Annotated in this window: 13 protein-coding genes and 1 tRNA gene; all 14 read left to right on the top strand. The window is 40.4% G+C overall.

Annotation, left to right across the window (positions count from 1 at the left end):
• Positions 1-27: 27 nt before the first annotated feature.
• The 14 genes from rph to yihA all read left to right on the top strand — a co-directional run bounded on the left by rph (position 28) and on the right by yihA (position 18,875).
• Positions 28-786, top strand: coding sequence for a ribonuclease PH (rph, locus tag QM454_RS11920; protein WP_432358323.1), 759 nt, complete (start codon positions 28-30; stop codon positions 784-786).
• Positions 783-1,397, top strand: a complete 615-nt coding sequence (locus QM454_RS11925; protein ID WP_432358324.1) for an XTP/dITP diphosphatase — start codon at positions 783-785, stop codon at positions 1,395-1,397. Before rph ends, QM454_RS11925 begins: the two co-directional genes overlap by 4 nt.
• Positions 1,394-1,900 carry a metallophosphoesterase gene (locus tag QM454_RS11930; protein WP_432358326.1) on the top strand — a complete coding sequence of 169 codons (507 nt, stop codon included), beginning with the start codon at positions 1,394-1,396 and terminating at the stop codon, positions 1,898-1,900. The genes QM454_RS11925 and QM454_RS11930 overlap by 4 nt, the downstream gene beginning before the upstream one ends.
• A 64-nt stretch (positions 1,901-1,964) precedes the next feature.
• Positions 1,965-2,038 (top strand) — tRNA-Arg (locus QM454_RS11935).
• A 230-nt stretch (positions 2,039-2,268) separates the two neighbouring features.
• Entirely contained in the window at positions 2,269-3,084 is an 816-nt protein-coding gene (locus QM454_RS11940; RefSeq protein ID WP_432358328.1) for a DUF2935 domain-containing protein, read from the top strand.
• 506 nt (positions 3,085-3,590) lie between these two features.
• Positions 3,591-5,699 (top strand): bifunctional diguanylate cyclase/phosphodiesterase, encoded by a 2,109-nt coding sequence (locus QM454_RS11945; protein ID WP_432358330.1) that lies wholly within the window; start codon positions 3,591-3,593, stop codon positions 5,697-5,699.
• Positions 5,700-5,729: 30 nt separating this feature from the next.
• Positions 5,730-7,463, top strand: a complete 1,734-nt coding sequence (locus QM454_RS11950) for a methyl-accepting chemotaxis protein (protein WP_432358332.1) — start codon at positions 5,730-5,732, stop codon at positions 7,461-7,463.
• Positions 7,464-7,803: 340 nt separating this feature from the next.
• A complete protein-coding gene (locus QM454_RS11955; RefSeq protein ID WP_432363983.1) occupies positions 7,804-9,417 on the top strand; it encodes a PAS domain S-box protein in 1,614 nt (537 codons plus the stop codon).
• Positions 9,418-9,880: 463 nt separating this feature from the next.
• Positions 9,881-11,899 carry a flagellar assembly protein A gene (locus QM454_RS11960; protein WP_432358334.1) on the top strand — a complete coding sequence of 673 codons (2,019 nt, stop codon included), beginning with the start codon at positions 9,881-9,883 and terminating at the stop codon, positions 11,897-11,899.
• Between the two features lie 164 nt (positions 11,900-12,063).
• On the top strand, positions 12,064-13,041 hold the full coding sequence (locus QM454_RS11965; RefSeq protein WP_432358336.1) for a tetratricopeptide repeat protein: 978 nt from the start codon (positions 12,064-12,066) through the stop codon (positions 13,039-13,041).
• Positions 13,042-13,152: 111 nt separating this feature from the next.
• Positions 13,153-14,439: a trigger factor gene (gene tig, locus QM454_RS11970; protein ID WP_432358338.1), complete on the top strand. Its 1,287-nt coding sequence runs from the start codon at positions 13,153-13,155 to the stop codon at positions 14,437-14,439.
• Positions 14,440-14,586: 147 nt separating this feature from the next.
• Complete coding sequence (gene clpX, locus QM454_RS11975) at positions 14,587-15,852, top strand: ATP-dependent protease ATP-binding subunit ClpX (RefSeq protein WP_432358340.1); 1,266 nt, start codon at positions 14,587-14,589, stop codon at positions 15,850-15,852.
• A gap of 120 nt (positions 15,853-15,972) precedes the next feature.
• Positions 15,973-18,297, top strand: a complete 2,325-nt coding sequence (gene lon / locus QM454_RS11980; RefSeq protein WP_432358341.1) for an endopeptidase La — start codon at positions 15,973-15,975, stop codon at positions 18,295-18,297.
• The gene (yihA, locus tag QM454_RS11985; protein WP_432358343.1) at positions 18,294-18,875 is read left to right on the top strand and encodes a ribosome biogenesis GTP-binding protein YihA/YsxC; all 582 of its coding nucleotides are present in this window, start codon (positions 18,294-18,296) and stop codon (positions 18,873-18,875) included. Before lon ends, yihA begins: the two co-directional genes overlap by 4 nt.
• Positions 18,876-18,883: the final 8 nt, after the last annotated feature.

Consider the following 18,883-nt stretch of genomic DNA (forward strand, 5'->3'; position numbering starts at 1 on the left):
GAATTTAAATAGTGGAGGTTATCCAATATGAGGCATGATGGAAGAACTGCAAATACGGGAAGGCCGGTAACGATTGATACGGATTATTTAATACATCCGGAAGGATCGGTACTCATTTCTGTAGGAAATACGAAAGTGATTTGCACTGCATCCATTGAGGAAAGGGTTCCGCCGTTTCTAAGAGGAAGTGGACAAGGATGGGTGACTGCGGAGTATTCTATGCTCCCTCGTGCGACGGGTCAAAGGACTCAACGGGAATCTTCACGTGGAAAAGTAGGCGGAAGAACGATGGAAATTCAACGTTTAATCGGACGTGCAATGCGTGCGGTAATTGATCTTGGTGCGCTAGGAGAGCGGACGATTTGGATTGATTGCGATGTTATCCAAGCGGATGGAGGCACGCGGACAGCATCTATTACGGGGGCATTTGTCGCCATGAGTATTGCTATCTCCAAATTGGTGAAAGAGAAAGAATTGAGCACTTTTCCAATACGTGACTATTTAGCCGCGATTAGTGTAGGGAAGACGGCTGAAGGCCAGCTCATTCTTGATCTTGATTATCCTGAGGATTCGGCGGCCGCTGTCGATATGAACGTCGTTATGACTGGTGCAGGAGAATTTGTTGAATTACAAGGAACCGGTGAGGAAGCGACATTTACAAGACAGGAAATGAACGATCTCGTTGAGCTAGCCGAATTGGGCATTCAAAGACTGATTGGCATTCAAAAGGAAGTGCTTGGAGAAATCGGTACGCTTATTGGCGGAAAGGAAGACGAAGAACGATGAAGAAGATATTAATTGCAACGAACAATAAAGGGAAGGCAAAAGATTTTGAAACACTTTTTAGCCCATATGATTTTGAAGTGCAAACGTTAAATGATCTCGAACAGGACATTGATGTAGAAGAAACGGGAAGTACTTTTGAGGAAAATGCAGTCTTGAAGGCCGAGACTGTGTCAAAGTTATTAGGAATTATGGTCATTGCAGATGATAGTGGTTTGGAAATCGATAAGCTACAAGGGGCTCCAGGCGTCTATTCTGCGCGTTTCGCGGGCGAGCCGAAGAATGATGATGCCAATATCGACAAAGTGCTGTCAGAGCTGCAAGGAGTGCCTGAAAATGAACGTACGGCGCGTTTCCGTTGTGTCCTCGCTGTTGCGGGGCCTGGGGTAGAGACTGTCACGTTTTCGGGAAGTTGTGAAGGTATAATATTGGAAGAAAGAAGAGGCGTAAACGGCTTCGGTTATGATCCCATTTTTTATTCTCCTGAAAAAGGTAAGGCGATGGCTGAATTATCACCGGAAGAAAAAGGTGAGATTTCACACCGAGGCGCAGCCCTTCGGCAGTTGAACGAACATTTGCCGCAATTGCTACATTCGTTAGGTGAACAGCAATGAGAGTCATTGTTATGAGCGATTCGCATGGCGATAAGGAAACGGTGAATGCCGTTTCCGCGTTGCAAGCGGATGCAATTTTTCATTGCGGAGACAGTGAATTAGCATGGGATGATACATTATTGACTAATATCCACATCGTAAAAGGTAATTGTGATAGGGACCATCGTTTCCCTGATTCGGTTATCGTTGAAGTCGGCAGCAAGAAAATTTGGATGGTGCATGGTCATGAGCATGATTGTAAACGTACAATGTTGCCGCTCTATTATCATGCGCTTGAACTAGGTGCGGACATCGTCCTATTCGGTCACTCTCACTCCTATGGGGCTGAATTGAGGGACGGGATATTATTCGTCAATCCAGGAAGCACAATTCTCCCAAGGGAAGGCAAGCAACCTACTTTCGCAGAGATAGAATGGGAGGATAATTACCGGGTTTACTTCAAAAACATGTCAATGGAAACAGTAATTACGGTGGAAATAAAAAATATCGCAAATAACCGTTGACTTTTCGATTGAACCTGTCTATAATAAAATTTGTCGTTAGGTAATCACTAGTTCCTAACAACATGTCTCAGTAGCTCAGCTGGATAGAGCAACAGCCTTCTAAGCTGTGGGTCGGGGGTTCGAATCCCTCCTGGGACGTACTTAAAAAAGCGGTACAAACGTTGAAGCAAAACGTTTGTGCCGCTTTTTTTTCTGTTCTAAGGCTAATCCATTTTCCGCATTATTATCGCCGAACATCATTTATATTATATGAATTACTAATCTCTTTAAGGAATGCTAGTAATATGGACAACTTTGTGAGGAATAGATTAAGACGTATGTATTCTTACAAGGGAGGAATTGAAATACATTGGAATGAAGAGCGTCAAATGGAAAGTACTAACATATCGCCAATGGAGTTTGTGGAACGGTCATTAGAAGAAATACGATTTTGGTCAAGGATTATGAAAGAACATTCAATGTTTCTAAGACTAGGGTTTAGGGCCGAAGATACGCAGTTAATTGCAGAAGCCAATTACTTCTTTCAACTATTTGAACGGATTGAACAACAGTCGCATGCTTTTACGAATCAAACAGACCCTATGACAATTAGAAGGTTCAATTCGGAAGTTCAAGTGGCGGCAACGAACATTTATGCTTTCAAACGGAAAGTGTTAGGGTTAATACTTGCTTGTCAGTTGCCTGGTGCTAACAATTTCCCCCTGTTAGTAGATCATACGAGTCGAGAAGCAAACTATTTCAGAAAGCGACTCATAGAGTTGAATGAAGGTAAATTAAAACCACTTGCCGATGCGATTATTAAAGAGAATGTGTTCTTTTTACGTATTATGGCCGACCATGCAAAGTTTATTGGGCATTTGCTCGACCCTTCGGAAAGAAAGCTAGTCGATATGGCGAGAAACTTTAGTAATGACTTTGATGAGTTGCTGTTCCAAGCTAGAGATTTAGACGGGATGAGACCTTATTCTCAAACGGTTCCTTTGTTGGATCAATTCCTAGATCAAAATCGTGTGTCTGTCGCTTCATTACGAGATTTTAAAAAGACTGCAAGAGAATTAATTGAAGAATGTAAAATTAAGAGTATAATCCATCCATTACTAGCAGACCATGTTTATCGCGAAGCGGATCATTTCCTTACGATTATCGATATGTTCGATGCACATCTTACAGAAGTGAATGTATAAATTATTCATAGAAGGATGGCAATAGCCTTGAAAAATCAAAGGTTAACTCGAATGGGGAATATATGCCCCATTACGGTATGTATGGCAAATAGCCGTCTATTCTTTGTTTAAACATCGAATAGCCGGCTGTTTTACTTAAGCCAGGTTAAAGGAAGAATTTGCGCAGTAACACTCACAACTAATAACAATTGCACTTTTATCGCTCGGTTAATTATAAAATTCGATCATGGAGAGTGAAAACTGTTAGATATTTTATACTAATATTGCAAATGTGATTTATATTGACGGAATAGGAAAGATTGTCTACTATAGGGGTGAGGGTATTGGTTAAACTATACATAAAAGCGAATGAATTGTAGGCGATGAACAGCAATATTTAATTGGGCACTTGACTGACTTGGAGCGATAGTGTGCAACCGACACTATATGTCCATAGGTGTCGGTTTTTTTTATGGAGTATGTTAGAGACTAGAAGAATAGGAGAGTAGAAGAGGAGTAGTGAACTTATGCGACCAATGAGTCCATTGGAAGAAATCAATATGGATAAAGATGATTTGTTAAAAGAATTAAATGCCATCAAATATGCACTGGATCAATCTTCCATTGTTGCAATTACCAATCATAGAGGCGTAATTCTATATGTCAATGACCGTTTTTGCGAAATCTCCCAGTACAGCCGAGAAGAACTAATTGGACAAGACCATCGCATCTTAAATTCATCCTATCATCCGAAGGAATTTTTTCAACAAATGTGGGCAACGATTGGCAAAGGCGATGTATGGAAAGGCGAAATCCGAAACAAAGCGAAGGATGGATCATTCTACTGGGTCGATACAACAATCGTTCCATTTTTAAATTATGCTGGAAAACCGTATCAATACATATCAATTCGTAATGACATAACTAATCGAAAAGAAATGGAAGAAGACATCCGGAAAAGTAAAGAGAAATATCGTCTCATTACCGATCATACATCGGACTTAATATCGATTATTAATAAAGATTGGTACTTAAAATATGTATCCCCTTCCCACGAGGCTATTTTAGGGTACACGTTAACAAATATGGATTCCCGTCATCTTTTCGAATACATACATAAAGAAGATGTAAAAGTCCTAGAAGTCAAGTTGACTTTGCTAGCTGCCAGGAAGGAAACGGCAGCGCAAGTTGAGTTCCGTGTGAGAACAATAAGCGGCAAGTACAGGCATGTAGAAACGAGCATCAATCCAATTTTCGGTGCAAATGGTGCCCTTAACGATTTTGTATTTATCATGAGGGATATAACAGAACGAAAGCAATCAGAGATGGAAATTTATCATTTGTCCTATTATGACACGTTGACTGGACTCCCGAACCGTAAAATGTTCATGAATCTTTTACAGAAAGAGATCGAAGTAGAGGAATATTCTACGGACAAACTCGCTTTAATGCTTATCGACATTGACCATTTTAAATATGTAAATGATGTGTGGGGGCAGGAGCGTGGGAATTCGTTGCTCAAGGAGGCAGCTCGGATAATCGAAAGTACAATTAGCCCGACTGATTTTGTTGCCCGGCTAGGCGGTGATGAATTTGCGGTATTAATAAAAGATTCATCAAAGGAAAGATTCGAGCGTGTAGCGAGTCAAATTATCGTGAATTTCCAAAAGACGATCGATTTCGGAGAAGATCAGTATACACCGTCTTGTAGTATAGGTATATCGACCTTTCCGGAACATGGAGTGAATGCCGATGAATTACTGAATAAAGCAGACACAGCGTTAAACTCTGTAAAACGGCGTGGTCGAAAACAATTTGCGTTTTTTCATGAAGAGTTGCGAGATAAGTCATTGGAGCAGACGTTGCTCATTAATGAATTGGAAAAGGCTATTCAACTAGGGCAGTTTAAAATTGAGTACCAACCGAAGATTAATCTCTTAGAACATAAAATGATTGGAATGGAAGCGCTCGTTCGTTGGAATCATCCTGAATTAGGTGTGATCTCACCTGGCAAGTTTATTCCGTTAGCCGAAGAAACAGGATTAATTCTTCCTCTTGGTGAATGGGTGCTTCGTAATGCTTGTCAACAAATTATAAAATGGCGAAAAATAGGTCTACAACCTTTTAGATTGTCGGTGAATATGTCAGCTCGTCAAATCGCTGATCCTGACATCGTTACACGAATTGAAGAGATTTTAACGGAAACAGGATTAGAGCCGGGATGTCTTGAAATTGAAGTGACAGAAAGTGTATTTGTAGATATAGAAAATGCCTCAACTGTCCTTCAAAAGATTAGAAAATTAGGTATTCTAATTTCGATTGATGATTTCGGTACCGGTTACAGTTCATTTAGATATATAAAACAATTAGCTGTTGATGAGCTTAAAATTGATGCTTGTTTTATTCAGGATATTCACCACAATGAACAAAGCAGAGCAATTGTCAGGGCTATATTGACAATGGCGAATACACTTGGCATTGAAGTGATTGCTGAAGGGATTGAAAGTGATAAGCAGCTTGAAGTTCTACTAGAAGAAGGTTGTAGCCAGGGGCAAGGGTTTTTATTTAGCAAGCCATTGTCCGTTCAAAACTTTGAGGCATATCTCGAAAAGTCTGGCATGGGATTCCTAACATAATGAGTTCATAAAAGGTTGAGGGGGATACTGATGAGGTTATTCACTAGAAAAACGAAGCCGTGGACTGAATATCTAGACAACAATACTACAGCTAAAGAAATTTCTTTCATGGAGGAAAGAATATCAAATAAACTGTTATTTATGGGTGTTACGCAAGAAACTATTGAGCATGTACGAGATGTATTGCCGATACTGTTGCCGCATAAGGAAGAGATTGTTGAAAGATTTTATAAGGATATTACAACAGTAGATCATTTGAAACAGTTAATTACTAAACATTCCACAATTGATCGTTTACGAATGACGATGGAAAAGTATATCGACCAACTTCTCCATGCGGAAGTCGATATGGAGTACATACAGACGAGAATTATTGTCGGCCAAGTGCACAGTCGTATTAAGTTGACGGCTGAACACTTTATTGCAGCGCATCATTTGCTCATTCAAATAATAAATACAATTTTGATGGAAAAAATTCATCATCAACCATCGAAAATGATCAATTCCGTCCTCGGAATTAGTAAGCTAGCTGCCTTCGATCAGCAACTGATCGTTGAAGTGTATATGGAGGAAACATTTAAATCATTTCTGTTTGACGTTTCGGATGTACTGAACGATGTGACAAATTTGGATACGACGAAACTACTTATTACCGAAATGGATAACATCGTAATTGAAAGTCAGAATATTACAGCCGCTACTGAAGAAATGTCCGCTTCCATTATGGAAGTAGCCGACCAATCTATTAAAGTGGCGGAAAATACAGAGGAAGCGGTAGATACAGCCGCACAAAGTAAAGATATTATTAATAAAGCATTGGAAGATATTCAAGAAGTCGGCAATGTGTATGCCGATGTCATTCGACAAGTCGATCAGTTGAACTACGAAATTGAACAAACGCAAAGTGTAATTAAAGTTATCCGAGAAGTTACGGATCAAACGAATTTGCTTGCTTTGAACGCGAGTATTGAGGCGGCAAGAGCAGGGGAACACGGAAAAGGTTTTGCGGTCGTTGCTGAAGAAGTTAGGAAACTGGCGGAACATACAAAAACCCAGACGATACAAATAACGGATAATCTGGAGTCGTTGCAAAGTGTATCCAGGCAAGTTACACGACAAATTCGGGATACCGAAAATTTGGTAGATCGAAGCGTTGCTGAAGCGCGAAATGCTGATGAGGCGCTAGAAAGAATTGTTTCTACGATGCAAACAATTAACGAATCGACTGCGGAGATTGCTGCAATGACGGAAGAGCAGACATCTGCAATTATGGATATTGCACATCGAAATTCAGAGATGCATGATCTTGGCTTACTTTCCCAAGAAGTGGCGATGGCAACTGCTAATGTTATTTACGATTTAAGTATGGAAATGGACGAGTATCGCCGGACATTCTTTGAAACAAATATTAGGTTGAATGACAAAGATATTATTACTGTTGCGAAAACCGACCATCTTCTTTGGAAATGGCGAGTGTATAACGTATTGTTAGGATTGGAAGCACTCGAATCACAACAGGTTTCATCTTATGAAACGTGTAGGCTTGGTTTGTGGTACTATGGAGACCTTTCTCCGGAAATTCAAAACCAGTCTGTATTCCGACAGTTGGAAGAGCCTCATAAAGCTGTGCATAATTATGCAAGACAAGCTGTCCAAAGCTATGAACAAGGCAATTTGACTGATGCTGAAAATGCTTTTGAACAGCTTCAAAAAGCATCCGATCAAGTCATTGCTTTACTTTCTGAGTTGGAGAAAACGTTGTAACAATATACAGCATAGCGTCGGTCTTGTTACGATAAATGGCAGTATTGCATTGTACGTACCATGCATGCTAATAGTTATGTTTGATGCCCTTGTTTCTAAGGCGAACGTATAAAAAGATAAATAAGTATGGCATTAATCCTTGAATATTCTAAGGTTAATGCCATCTTTTTTGTAGCAGCTATTATGAATCGTATTATTCATGTGATTCTATGTAGTATAAACATAGTCCAATTACCTATAAACATTTTACAGCGAGAGGAAAGAGCAACCGCAATAGTATGAGTGAGAATCGTTGGAGGAGAAAAAAATGGAAAGATTATTTAAAGGTATTTCGAATGAAATGTACAGTTCAATCCTTATTCATAATCCAGATCCTATCTTCTTGTTGGATGAAAGTGGGAAAGTGCTTGATGTGAATTATGCGGCTACTGATTTATTCGGCTATTCGACTTCCCACTGGGCGAACATCAATTATCAGGAGCTAATTGTCCCCGAAAGTACTAGTAATGTAGAGTGTTTATTCGCTGAAAGCTTGAAAGGTGAATTTTGTTCTTATCAGGCTAGTGCGTATGATAAAAAGGGGAAATTGCTTCATTTGCAAGTGAAACATATTCCTTTAATCAATCAAGTGCAGCATTCTCAAAACATAATGATTGTCATTACGGACCTATCGGATCTCATCGAAACGAGAAACAAACTACAAAAAACAACAGAACAATTGAGGTTCTTTTATGAGTCATCCGCCGAAGCGATGGATATTATAGATTTAGATGGCAATGTCGTACAGGTGAATAAAGCCTTTGAGGAAATGTATGGGTGGAAAGCTGAGGAGGTAATAGGAAGACCAATGCCGACAATACCAGCTAAACAAACGGAACAAGTAAATAGAGACCGTGCACGTTTGTTAAATAACGAAAGTATACGAGGGTTGGAAGTAGAGTGTTTGAAAAAGGATGGAACATTGATTCCTGTAAGTATTACGCTGTCTCCACTTCATGATGAACACGGCAATGTTATTGCATTTTCCGGTATATCGCGTGATATATCAGAGAGGAAAAGGATTGAAGAAGCGTTAATTAGCAGTGAAAAAAAATATCGTTTAATTGCCGAAAATATGACTGATTTAGTGACAATCATAGATGAAAACGGGGTAATCACCTATGCATCTCCCTCAGTCACCCCAGTTTTAGGATTTCCTTTGGAATATTATGAAGGGGAAAATGTTAGTGATAGAGTGCATCCGGAAGATTTGCCGGAAATCATAAGGCGGTTATATTCTTTATTTCAATCACGGGGATCCGCCGAAATTGAGTTCAGGTGTGAACATAAAGCAAAAGAATGGATATGGCTTGAAGCGAAAGGGACATATTTTGTCGACGGAAAGAGCGATGAAAGTTTCCTATTGGTCGTTTCTCGAGTTATCGAAGAAAAAAAGATGATGCGAGAGAAGTTGGCGCACATGGCTTTCCATGACGAATTGACAGGGCTGCCGAATCGGAGATTGTTTAAAGATATTGTGACTCAAACTTTGAAGGAAGCTAAAAGAAATAAAGAAGAGTGCGCTTTGCTATATATGGATATTGATAAATTCAAATGGGTAAATGATAATTTTGGCCATTCAATCGGTGATAAGTTATTGAAACTTTTTCCCGAAAGAGTTAGCCTCTCGCTTCGTAAGAGTGATGTGCTTGCACGTCAGGGTGGTGATGAGTTCCTCATAATTCTTCCTGATACTAATGAAAAAGAAGCTATCAAGATCGGAAAACGTATATTGAATAGCTTGCAGGAGGAATGGCAAATCGGAGAGCACTGCTTTACAACAACTTCAAGTATTGGCATCGCTACATTTCCAAAAGATGGTACTGCTATGGAGCAGTTAATGGCAAATGCCGACACTGCCTTATACAAAGCAAAAGAATGCGGCCGTAATAGATATATGACATACTCAACTTAGTGTACAGCTGCCAAGAAAGTGGTGTAACATAACTTTCTTGGCAGCTTTATAGTTGTAAAAAATTAGAAGTGAATGATTCATTTTCGGTTGGGGAATGCAAGATATTGGCTTGATCTCCCAAGACGTTGCAATGGCTGTCCAATATTACGAACAAGGCAATATAATTGAAGTGGAAAATGCTTTTGAACACCTTGAAAAAACAGCCAATGAAAAGTCATATTACAAGCATTTTAGGTAAATCTGGAGTTGCTGATCGTTCGCAAGCGATTGCGGTTTAATAGAAATAACATTTGCCAAGGGACTTTGCCATCTCTTGGCGCTTTTATTAATCTGCAATGGTTCTAAAGGTGGTTTTATGTTATATTAAATAAGTCCTAATGACCTATATAAAAAACACCACTATATCTTTTGTGCTAGTTATAGGAGTTAGTGTTGAATACTACACCTAAGAGAGATGATGAATATGAAATATATCGTGACAAAAGGAAAAACGATTAGCGAAGCGATTTATTCTGGTTTACGTATTTTGGGTAGTACGAAAAATAGTGTGGAGATAGAAGTTTTACAGAAAGAAAAAGAACGATTATTCTTTTCGAAGAAAGCAATTGTGAAATTGACAAAGAAAGAGAAACAAATACGAGAAGGCATCTCAAATTTTGTAGATGACTTTTTTATTTTACAGGAATATGAATGTGCGAAAGCATTAGAACAAGAGTCTGCTGATGAAACGGAAGGGAAAGCGTGGATAAAGGACGGAAAAGTATTATGCAAGTCGACAAAAGGGGTATTTCCAACGTTAACGATTCCCGAAAAAATGACTGTTTTAATAAATGGAAAGGAGTTTAACGAGAAAACTATTATTTTATCAGATAGTGAGAAGTATGAGATTCATTCCGAAGAAACCCTACAAGAGACTGAATGGAAAGTTTCTATGGATCCAGACAAGTTGAAAGTCGATTTGCATGTAAAACCGGGGTTTCGAATGAATTATCAATTAATGGACTCTGAACCTAAGCAACATCTCACCCCGTCTGTTATCGATAATAAGCAAGTTACGAACAGTTTACAATTACAAGAAATAATTGCTGAATTGAAAACACTGCAAGTAACGACAGGCTTTCGTCATGCGGAGATGATAGAAGCGACAGAAGCAATTGAAGAAGGAATGTTTGTAATTGCTTCAGGAAAACCTCCACAACAAGGTGAAAATGGTTGGTTTGAGTTAATGGTCAATACGGAAATGGAAAAAGGGTTAAAAGAGAATGAAGATGGAAAAGTAGATTTTAGGGAAGTGAAAAAAATCCCAGTTGTTGAGAAAGGTTCTTTAATTGGAATCATTCATCCTCCTACATTAGGGAAAATCGGGTATACGGTAACGAATGAAACGATTCCGTGTAAACAAACCTATCCTTTGAAAGTTCAAGCGGGGAAAGGGATCATTATCCTTAATGATAAAGTGGTTGCAACACAATCGGGAAGGCCTCATATCGAGCAAAGAGGTCTATTAGTTAATGTTTCAATTATACAGAAGTTTACACATGTAGGAGACGTAGATTTGTCATCAGGAAATATTACATTCAAAGGGGATGTTGAAGTTTTTGGTGAAGTTACCGATCATATGTGTGTAGATGCATGTGGCGAAGTTGAAATCCACAAATCCGTAAACAATGCAACAATTAACGCTAATGGAAGTGTTAAATTACATAGCAACTGTAATGGGTCAACGATTGTCGCTGGTGAAAAGGACTTACTAGTAAAAGATTGGATTGCTGGCTTAACAAGAATTTCTACAACTATGGACAAGATTTTAGCAATGCTAGAAGCTGTAACCAATTCCGAATCATTCAAAAATAGTCCATATAAAAATAATATACAACCTCTTCTACGTTCGCTTATTCTAAAGAAATTCCACGGATTCCCAGATGAAGTAAAGTCTTTTGTCGACACGGTTCATACAGAAAAAAGCCATTTAGTAGATGATACGTGGAAAAATATTAGAAGTGATTTGCATAAGTGCTTCTTATCTTTAGAAATAGATATAAAATTTGAATATCGCCTTCAACAATTGCATAACGAAATGAAGGATTTATTGGAAAGTTATGACGAGATGAAGTCAACAGAGTCGTGCATGTCGGTACCAAATGCGATGAACAGCAATTTCTTCTGCACAGGTGACTTACACATATCGGACAAAGGCTGTATAAATACTAAAATACAGTCAGGTGGATATGTACATATTACGGGTGTCGTTAGAGGTGGAAGAGTTTATGGAGAGAAGGGCATTACAGTCGGGGAAGCTGGGTCAATTAATTCTTCGTTAACGATACTCTCAACCTCCCATGATCATTCCATTACGATCGGGAGAGCAATGGAAGGGGTAGTGTTGAGAATTGGTAACGAAACATACCGATTTACAGAAGAGGTGTTTAATGTCAGGGCGTTTATCAATAGTGATGACAGGATGATCGTCAATTACAAATGAAACGATAATTGAACAAAAGTAGGGAGAATTGACAAGCAAGTTGTATAACACAACTTTCTTGTCATCTTTTTATTATGCACATATAAAATTAAGAAGTGAATAATTCATTTCCGGTTGGAAAATGCTATATGATATAGTTGATGGATGAGAGAGGGTGAAATCCAGTGAGACATAGATATGGAAGGCTCATTAAAAAGGATAACATCGTCGTGTTTCCTGGCGCCTTAGAACGTCTAATTGAAAAAGGGCTCGATGCCGTTGAAGATACAGACTACGCGGAAGCTGTCGAGGCATTCGCGCAAGCCTATCATTTTGAACCAGATAATACGCGGATATTGGCACCTTACGCAGTTTCATTGTATGAAACAAAAGACTTTTCATTAGCGAAAGAAGTGGCAACAAAATTATTACATAGCGGAACGACAGATTATCTTGACGCGATGGAGTTGTATTTGGCGATTAGTATCCAATTGCAGGACTACGAAGAAGTCGAAATGACAATTGAAACGCTCTTCGACGAGGATATTATTCCGCCAGACATGGTGAAGAAATTCAATTATTTGAGGGACTTGAATAAAAGACTTTCCTATAGATATATCCGAGAGGACGTGGAGCCGCAAAAAACCAATACGGTCACCTTAGAGGAGTTTATGGAAGGAACGTCTGAAGCGCAGCAACAGATTCTTGCTGTTTTTGAGAACAGTGAATTGGATGAAACAACTAAAAATCTTCTGTTGCAAATTGTGGAAAAGGAAAGTTTGCATCCAATCATCATAACGTATGCACTCGTCCTCCTGCGTGAATCTGGCTTTGACGAGGAAGTGACGGTCCGGAAATTCGGACTGACAAAACGTGTCATTCCTGCTGAGCTCGAACTCCCGAGTCAAGATGAACGCTCTATTAAGGTCGTCAATCAATTGGGTGGGCTTTTTGAGAAGGATCCAACCCGTATGCAAATGGCAATTGATGCAAGTCTTCGTTACGGGATCCTTGCATATCCGTTTTGCTGGGACGGTTTTTCAACTGATGAAGTTGTAGAAGCGTATATGCAATACATAGAAAGCATGTTTACAGGGAGCCCGATAATTTCGACAGATTTGAATTGCATGATCAAAACCGTCGATGAACAACCGGAGAAGTAATGTACAGTAAATCTGTTGAAAGATCGAAAGACTATGATATACTGTAATGGTTGTAAATAGCGTATAAACGTGAGAAAATATATTGGTCATAATGATTCGGAGGTATTTAGTATGTCTGTTAAATGGGAAAAAGAAGAAGGTAATAAAGGAACGCTCACAGTTGAAGTTCCTGCTGAAAAAGTAGATGCAGCGATCGATGAAGCATTCAAGAAAGTTGTAAAGAAAGTGCAAGCGCCTGGATTCCGTAAAGGGAAAATGCCACGCAAAATGTTCGAAAGAATGTACGGTGTCGAGTCTCTTTATAACGACGCTCTTGACATCATCCTTCCAGAAGCGTATTCCAACGCACTAGACGAAGCAGATGTAGAACCAATTGCTCAACCTGAAATCGAAATCGATGAAATGGAAAAAGGCAAAGCGCTCGTATTCAAAGCGCACGTTACGTTGAAGCCTGAAGTGAAGCTTGGTGACTACAAAGGTCTTGAAGTAACTCGTCAGGATACTGAAGTGACAGACGAGGAAATCGAGAATCAATTGAAAGACCGCCAAACAGCATTAGCTGAAATGGTTGTGAAGGAAGATGGCGCTGTTGAAGATGGCGACACAGTAAACCTTGACTTCGAAGGATTCGTTGATGGCGAAGCATTCGAAGGCGGTAAAGCTGAAGGGTACGACCTTGCAATCGGTTCTGGTTCATTCATTCCAGGATTTGAAGAACAAGTTATTGGTATGAAACAAGGAGAAGAAAAAGATATCGAAGTTTCTTTCCCTGAAGAGTACCATGCAGCTGAATTAGCAGGAAAACCGGCTGTATTTAAAGTGAAAGTGCATGAAATCAAGACAAAAGAAGTTCCTGAGCTTGACGACGAGCTTGCAAAGGAAATCGATGAAGATGTCGAAAGCCTTGAAGCACTTCGTGTAAAGATGAAAGAGCAAACAACTGAAGAAAAGAAGAAAGCTGCTGAAACAGCTATGCGTGATGAGCTTGTAGAAGCTGCAGCACGAAATGCTGAAATCGATATCCCTGAAGTGATGGTCGATTCTGAAGTAGACCGTATGATGGATGAGTTTGGTCAACGCCTACAAATGCAAGGTATGAACCTTGACTTGTACTTCCAGTTCTCTGGTCAAGATGAAGCTGCACTTCGCTCACAAATGAGAGACGATGCACTTAGCCGTGTTCGTGTTTCATTGACGCTTGAAGCAATTGGTGCTGCTGAGGATATTAAAGTATCCGAAGAGGAAATCAATGCTGAGCTAGAAAAAATGTCTGAGCAATTCGGTATGGAAGTAGACCAAATCAAACAAACACTTGGTGGAACGAAAGTGCTTGAAAACGACATGCGTTTCAACAAAACAGTTGAATTCCTCGTCGAAAATGCAAAAGTCACTGAATAATAAGTAATGAAAAATGCAAGGTGCGGAGTTCCGTGCCTTGTTTTTCATAGATGGGGATTTATTGGCAAGTTGTAGCTGGTAAGTTCTAAATAGTTGAAAAAACCGGGGGAATCTTGTAAGATTGTCACTTGAATAGGGGTGAGCTTGATGTTCAAATTTAACGATGAAAAAGACAATTTAAGTTGTTCGTTTTGTGGTAAAACCCAAGACCAGGTGCGAAAACTTGTTGCTGGTCAGGGTGTTTATATTTGTGACGAGTGTGTTGAACTTTGTGCGGAAATTGTCGAGGAGGAAGTTGGCCTTGATGAGCACTTCGAGCTGAAAGATGTTCCAAAACCACGTGAAATTCAAAGCATATTGGATGAATATATTATTGGCCAGGATCGTGCTAAAAAGTCGTTGGCTGTTGCGGTTTACAACCACTACAAGCGAATCAATACGAACAGTAAAGTAGATGATGTAGAAATTGCTAAATCGAATATTGTTCTAATTGGTCCTACTGGTAGCGGTAAAACGTTGTTAGCACAAACGTTGGCGCGTATTCTCGATGTTCCTTTCGCAATTGCGGATGCGACGTCTTTAACAGAAGCGGGATATGTCGGTGAAGACGTAGAAAATATTTTATTGAAACTGATCCAAGCAGCAGATTTCGATATCGAACGTGCTGAAAAAGGGATTATCTACATTGACGAAATTGATAAAGTTGCCCGGAAATCGGAAAACGCATCGATAACGCGTGACGTATCAGGTGAAGGTGTACAGCAAGCCCTCTTGAAAATTCTTGAAGGTACGGTTGCAAGCGTTCCCCCGCAAGGCGGCCGTAAGCATCCACACCAGGAATTTTTGCAAATTGATACGACGAATATACTGTTCATCGTCGGTGGTGCCTTCGATGGTATGGAAGAAATCATTAAACGCCGTACAGGACAGAAAGTCATTGGCTTTGGTACGAATATTGAGGAAGAATCAAAAGACGAAACTTCCTTGCTTTCAAAACTAATTCCAGAGGATTTGCAACGTTTCGGACTGATTCCAGAGTTCATCGGTCGTTTACCAGTCATTGCAACGTTGGAACAGCTGAATGAAGAAACACTCTACCAAATCCTAACGGTACCGAAAAATGCAATCGTTAAGCAATACCAGAAGATGGTTGAGTTAGATGGCGTTGCATTGCGATTCGAAGAGGATGCGCTTCTTGAAATCGCGAAAGAAGCGATCGAACGGAAGACAGGTGCTCGTGGATTACGTTCAATTATTGAAAACATTATGTTAGATATTATGTATGAACTTCCTTCACTTGATGAAGTGACTGAGTGTATCATTACGAAAGATTCTGTCCTGAAAAAATCAAGTCCAATCCTTTATCGAGAAGATGGAACCCAAATGGAACTCGATCAGAAGAATACGGCTTGAAAACTGGAGGATTGAAGCTGACTCCGACGAAGCGAACTTTTCGCTCTTCGGTTGTCGGCTTTTTCCACCTTATATGAATGTACATAATGGATATACATAACTTATGGAGGTGACTTCCGCATGTCGAATCGAAAAAAGCAGAACGTGCCTTTATTGCCTTTGCGCGGGATGTTAGTATACCCGACGATGGTCTTACATATTGACGTTGGGAGAGAGCGCTCCGTATTCGCGGTCGAACATGCAATCGCGAACGACAACTATATTATGCTTGCTTCCCAAAAGGATACGAGCGTTGAAAATCCAGAAGAAGCCGACTTGTATCAGATCGGTCTTTTAGCTTATGTGAAGTCATTGACAGAACTGAATAACGGAACTTACCGCCTTCACATTGAAGGGATTGAGCGAGCTGAGTGGTCAAACTATGAAGAGGCAGATCTCTACCCTGTCGTAGATGTGGTAAGTATTCCGGATGCTACAAAAGTTGATGCCGAAACGATTGCTCTTATGCGAACTTTACGTCCTTACTTCGAAAATTACACGAAATACTCTGCCAAAGTGTCTCAAGAGACATTCGACTCCATTGTCACTATCGAAGAGCCGGGACGGTTTGCGGACATGATTGCGTCCCATCTACCGTTAAAGTTATCTGCCAAACAGGAAATTTTGGAAATTACAGATGTTAAGAAGAGGTTGGAGTTTTTAATTAATAAACTTCATGATGAGCAAGCGATTCTTAAGCTTGAACGGAAAATAAACACTCGAGTAAAAGAAGCGATGGAACGTACGCAAAAGGAGTTCTATTTGCGTGAGCAGATGAAAGCGATCCAAAAAGAGTTAGGCGATAAAGATGGAAAAAGCATCGAAGTCGTTGAGTTGACGCGAAAAATAGAAGAAGCTGGTATGCCTGAAAACGTGAAGCGAGCTGCAATGAGTGAATTAGACCGATATGAAAAAGTTCATTCCGCATCCGCTGAAAGTGGCGTGATCCGGAATTATATTGATTGGCTCATCTCATTGCCGTGGTCAGACGCATCGAAGGATCAGCTCGATATTAAACGATCTGAAGAAATACTGAACCGTGATCACGAAGGTCTCGATTCAGTCAAGGAACGTATATTGGAATACCTCGCCGTCCGTCAATTGACAAATTCGTTGCGGGGGCCAATCCTTTGTCTCGATGGACCTCCAGGAGTCGGGAAGACGTCTTTAGCTCGTTCAATTGCGGAATCGTTAGGCCGTGAATTTGTCCGAATTTCATTAGGGGGAGTGCGAGATGAATCTGAAATAAGAGGACATCGCCGCACGTACGTCGGTGCAATGCCTGGCCGTATAATTCAAGGTATGAAAAAAGCAGGGAAAATTAATCCTGTATTCCTACTTGACGAAATTGATAAGATGTCTAATGACTTTAGAGGAGACCCGTCATCGGCGATGTTGGAAGTTCTTGATCCAGAACAGAATTCAACGTTTAGTGACCACTATATCGAAGAGCCATACGATTTATCTAATGTTCTATTCGTCGCAACTTCAAACGATTTGAGCTCCATCCCAGGTCCTTTAAGGGATCGAATGGAGGTCATCTCTATTCCGGGGTATACGGAACTTGAAAAGCGGTCCATTGCAAAAAATCATCTCATTCCGAAACAGTTGAAGGAGCATGGGTTAACGAAGTCGCAAGTACGCTTTAATGACGAGGCGATCCGCAATATTGTCCGTTATTATACACGTGAAGCGGGCGTACGCGGTTTGGAGAGGGAAATCGCAAGAATTTGCAGAAGAGCAGCGAAGCAAATTGTAATTGGAGAGAAGAAGAGTGTTACAGTGAGCGTTAATACACTCGAAACGCTATTAGGAAAAAGAAAGCATACGTATGGACAAGCAGAAACGAAAAATCAAATCGGTGTAGCAACTGGTTTAGCCTATACGACTGTCGGTGGCGATACGCTGCAAATCGAGGTTTCCTTGTCTCCTGGTAAAGGTAAACTCATATTGACCGGTAAATTGGGTGATGTTATGAAGGAATCAGCCCAAACTGCATTATCTTACGTTAGGTCGAAGGCTGAGGACTTTCATATTGACCCGAATTTCCATGAATCAAGCGACATCCATATTCACGTTCCGGAAGGTGCAGTCCCGAAAGACGGACCGTCAGCAGGTGTGACGATTGCGACAGCGCTCGTTTCTGCCTTAACGAAACGGCCTATTCGTCGCGAAGTCGGGATGACGGGTGAAATTACGCTTCGTGGCAGAGTGTTGCCAATTGGGGGCGTGAAGGAAAAGTCTTTGAGTGCGCATCGCGCAGGCTTGACGACGATCATCTTGCCGATTGCCAATGAGCGAGACATAGAGGATATACCAGAAAGTGTACGTAGCGAGCTGACATTTAAGCTTGTCTCGGACGCTGAAGAAGTATTGGCATACGCATTAGAGGAGGTTGCCAAATGAAAGTCAATCAAGTTGAAATGGTAATAAGTGCGGTTAAACCTGAGCAGTACCCAGATGATGGGTATCCAGAATTTGCTTTGGCAGGCCGTTCAAATGTAGGCAAATCTTCATTTATTAATAAAATGATTGGACGAAAAAGCTTAGCGCGTACGTCATCGAAGCCGGGAAAGACCCAAACGTTGAATTTCTATAAAATTGAAGAGAAATTGTTTTTTGTCGATGTTCCGGGTTATGGGTATGCGAGAGTGTCGAAGTCGGAGCGAGAAGCATGGGGGAAAATGATCGAAAGGTATATGACCGGTCGTGAGCACCTGCGCGCAGTTGTTCTCATAGTTGATCTAAGACATCCGCCGACTACAGACGATTGCCTTATGTATGACTTCTTAGGCCATTACGATATTCCGACGATTGTCATTGCGACGAAGGCGGATAAAATTCCGAAGGGCAAATGGGAGAAACATAAGAAAATCGTTAGAAATGAATTGAATATGCGTGCTGGAGATCCGTTAGTCCTTTTCTCATCAGAAAAAGGGATTGGGATGGATGAAGCATGGCGTGAAATTGAAAATAGAATGTAATCGTAATC

Source organism: Sporosarcina sp. UB5, from assembly GCF_050859005.1.
GTDB lineage: Bacteria > Bacillota > Bacilli > Bacillales_A > Planococcaceae > Sporosarcina.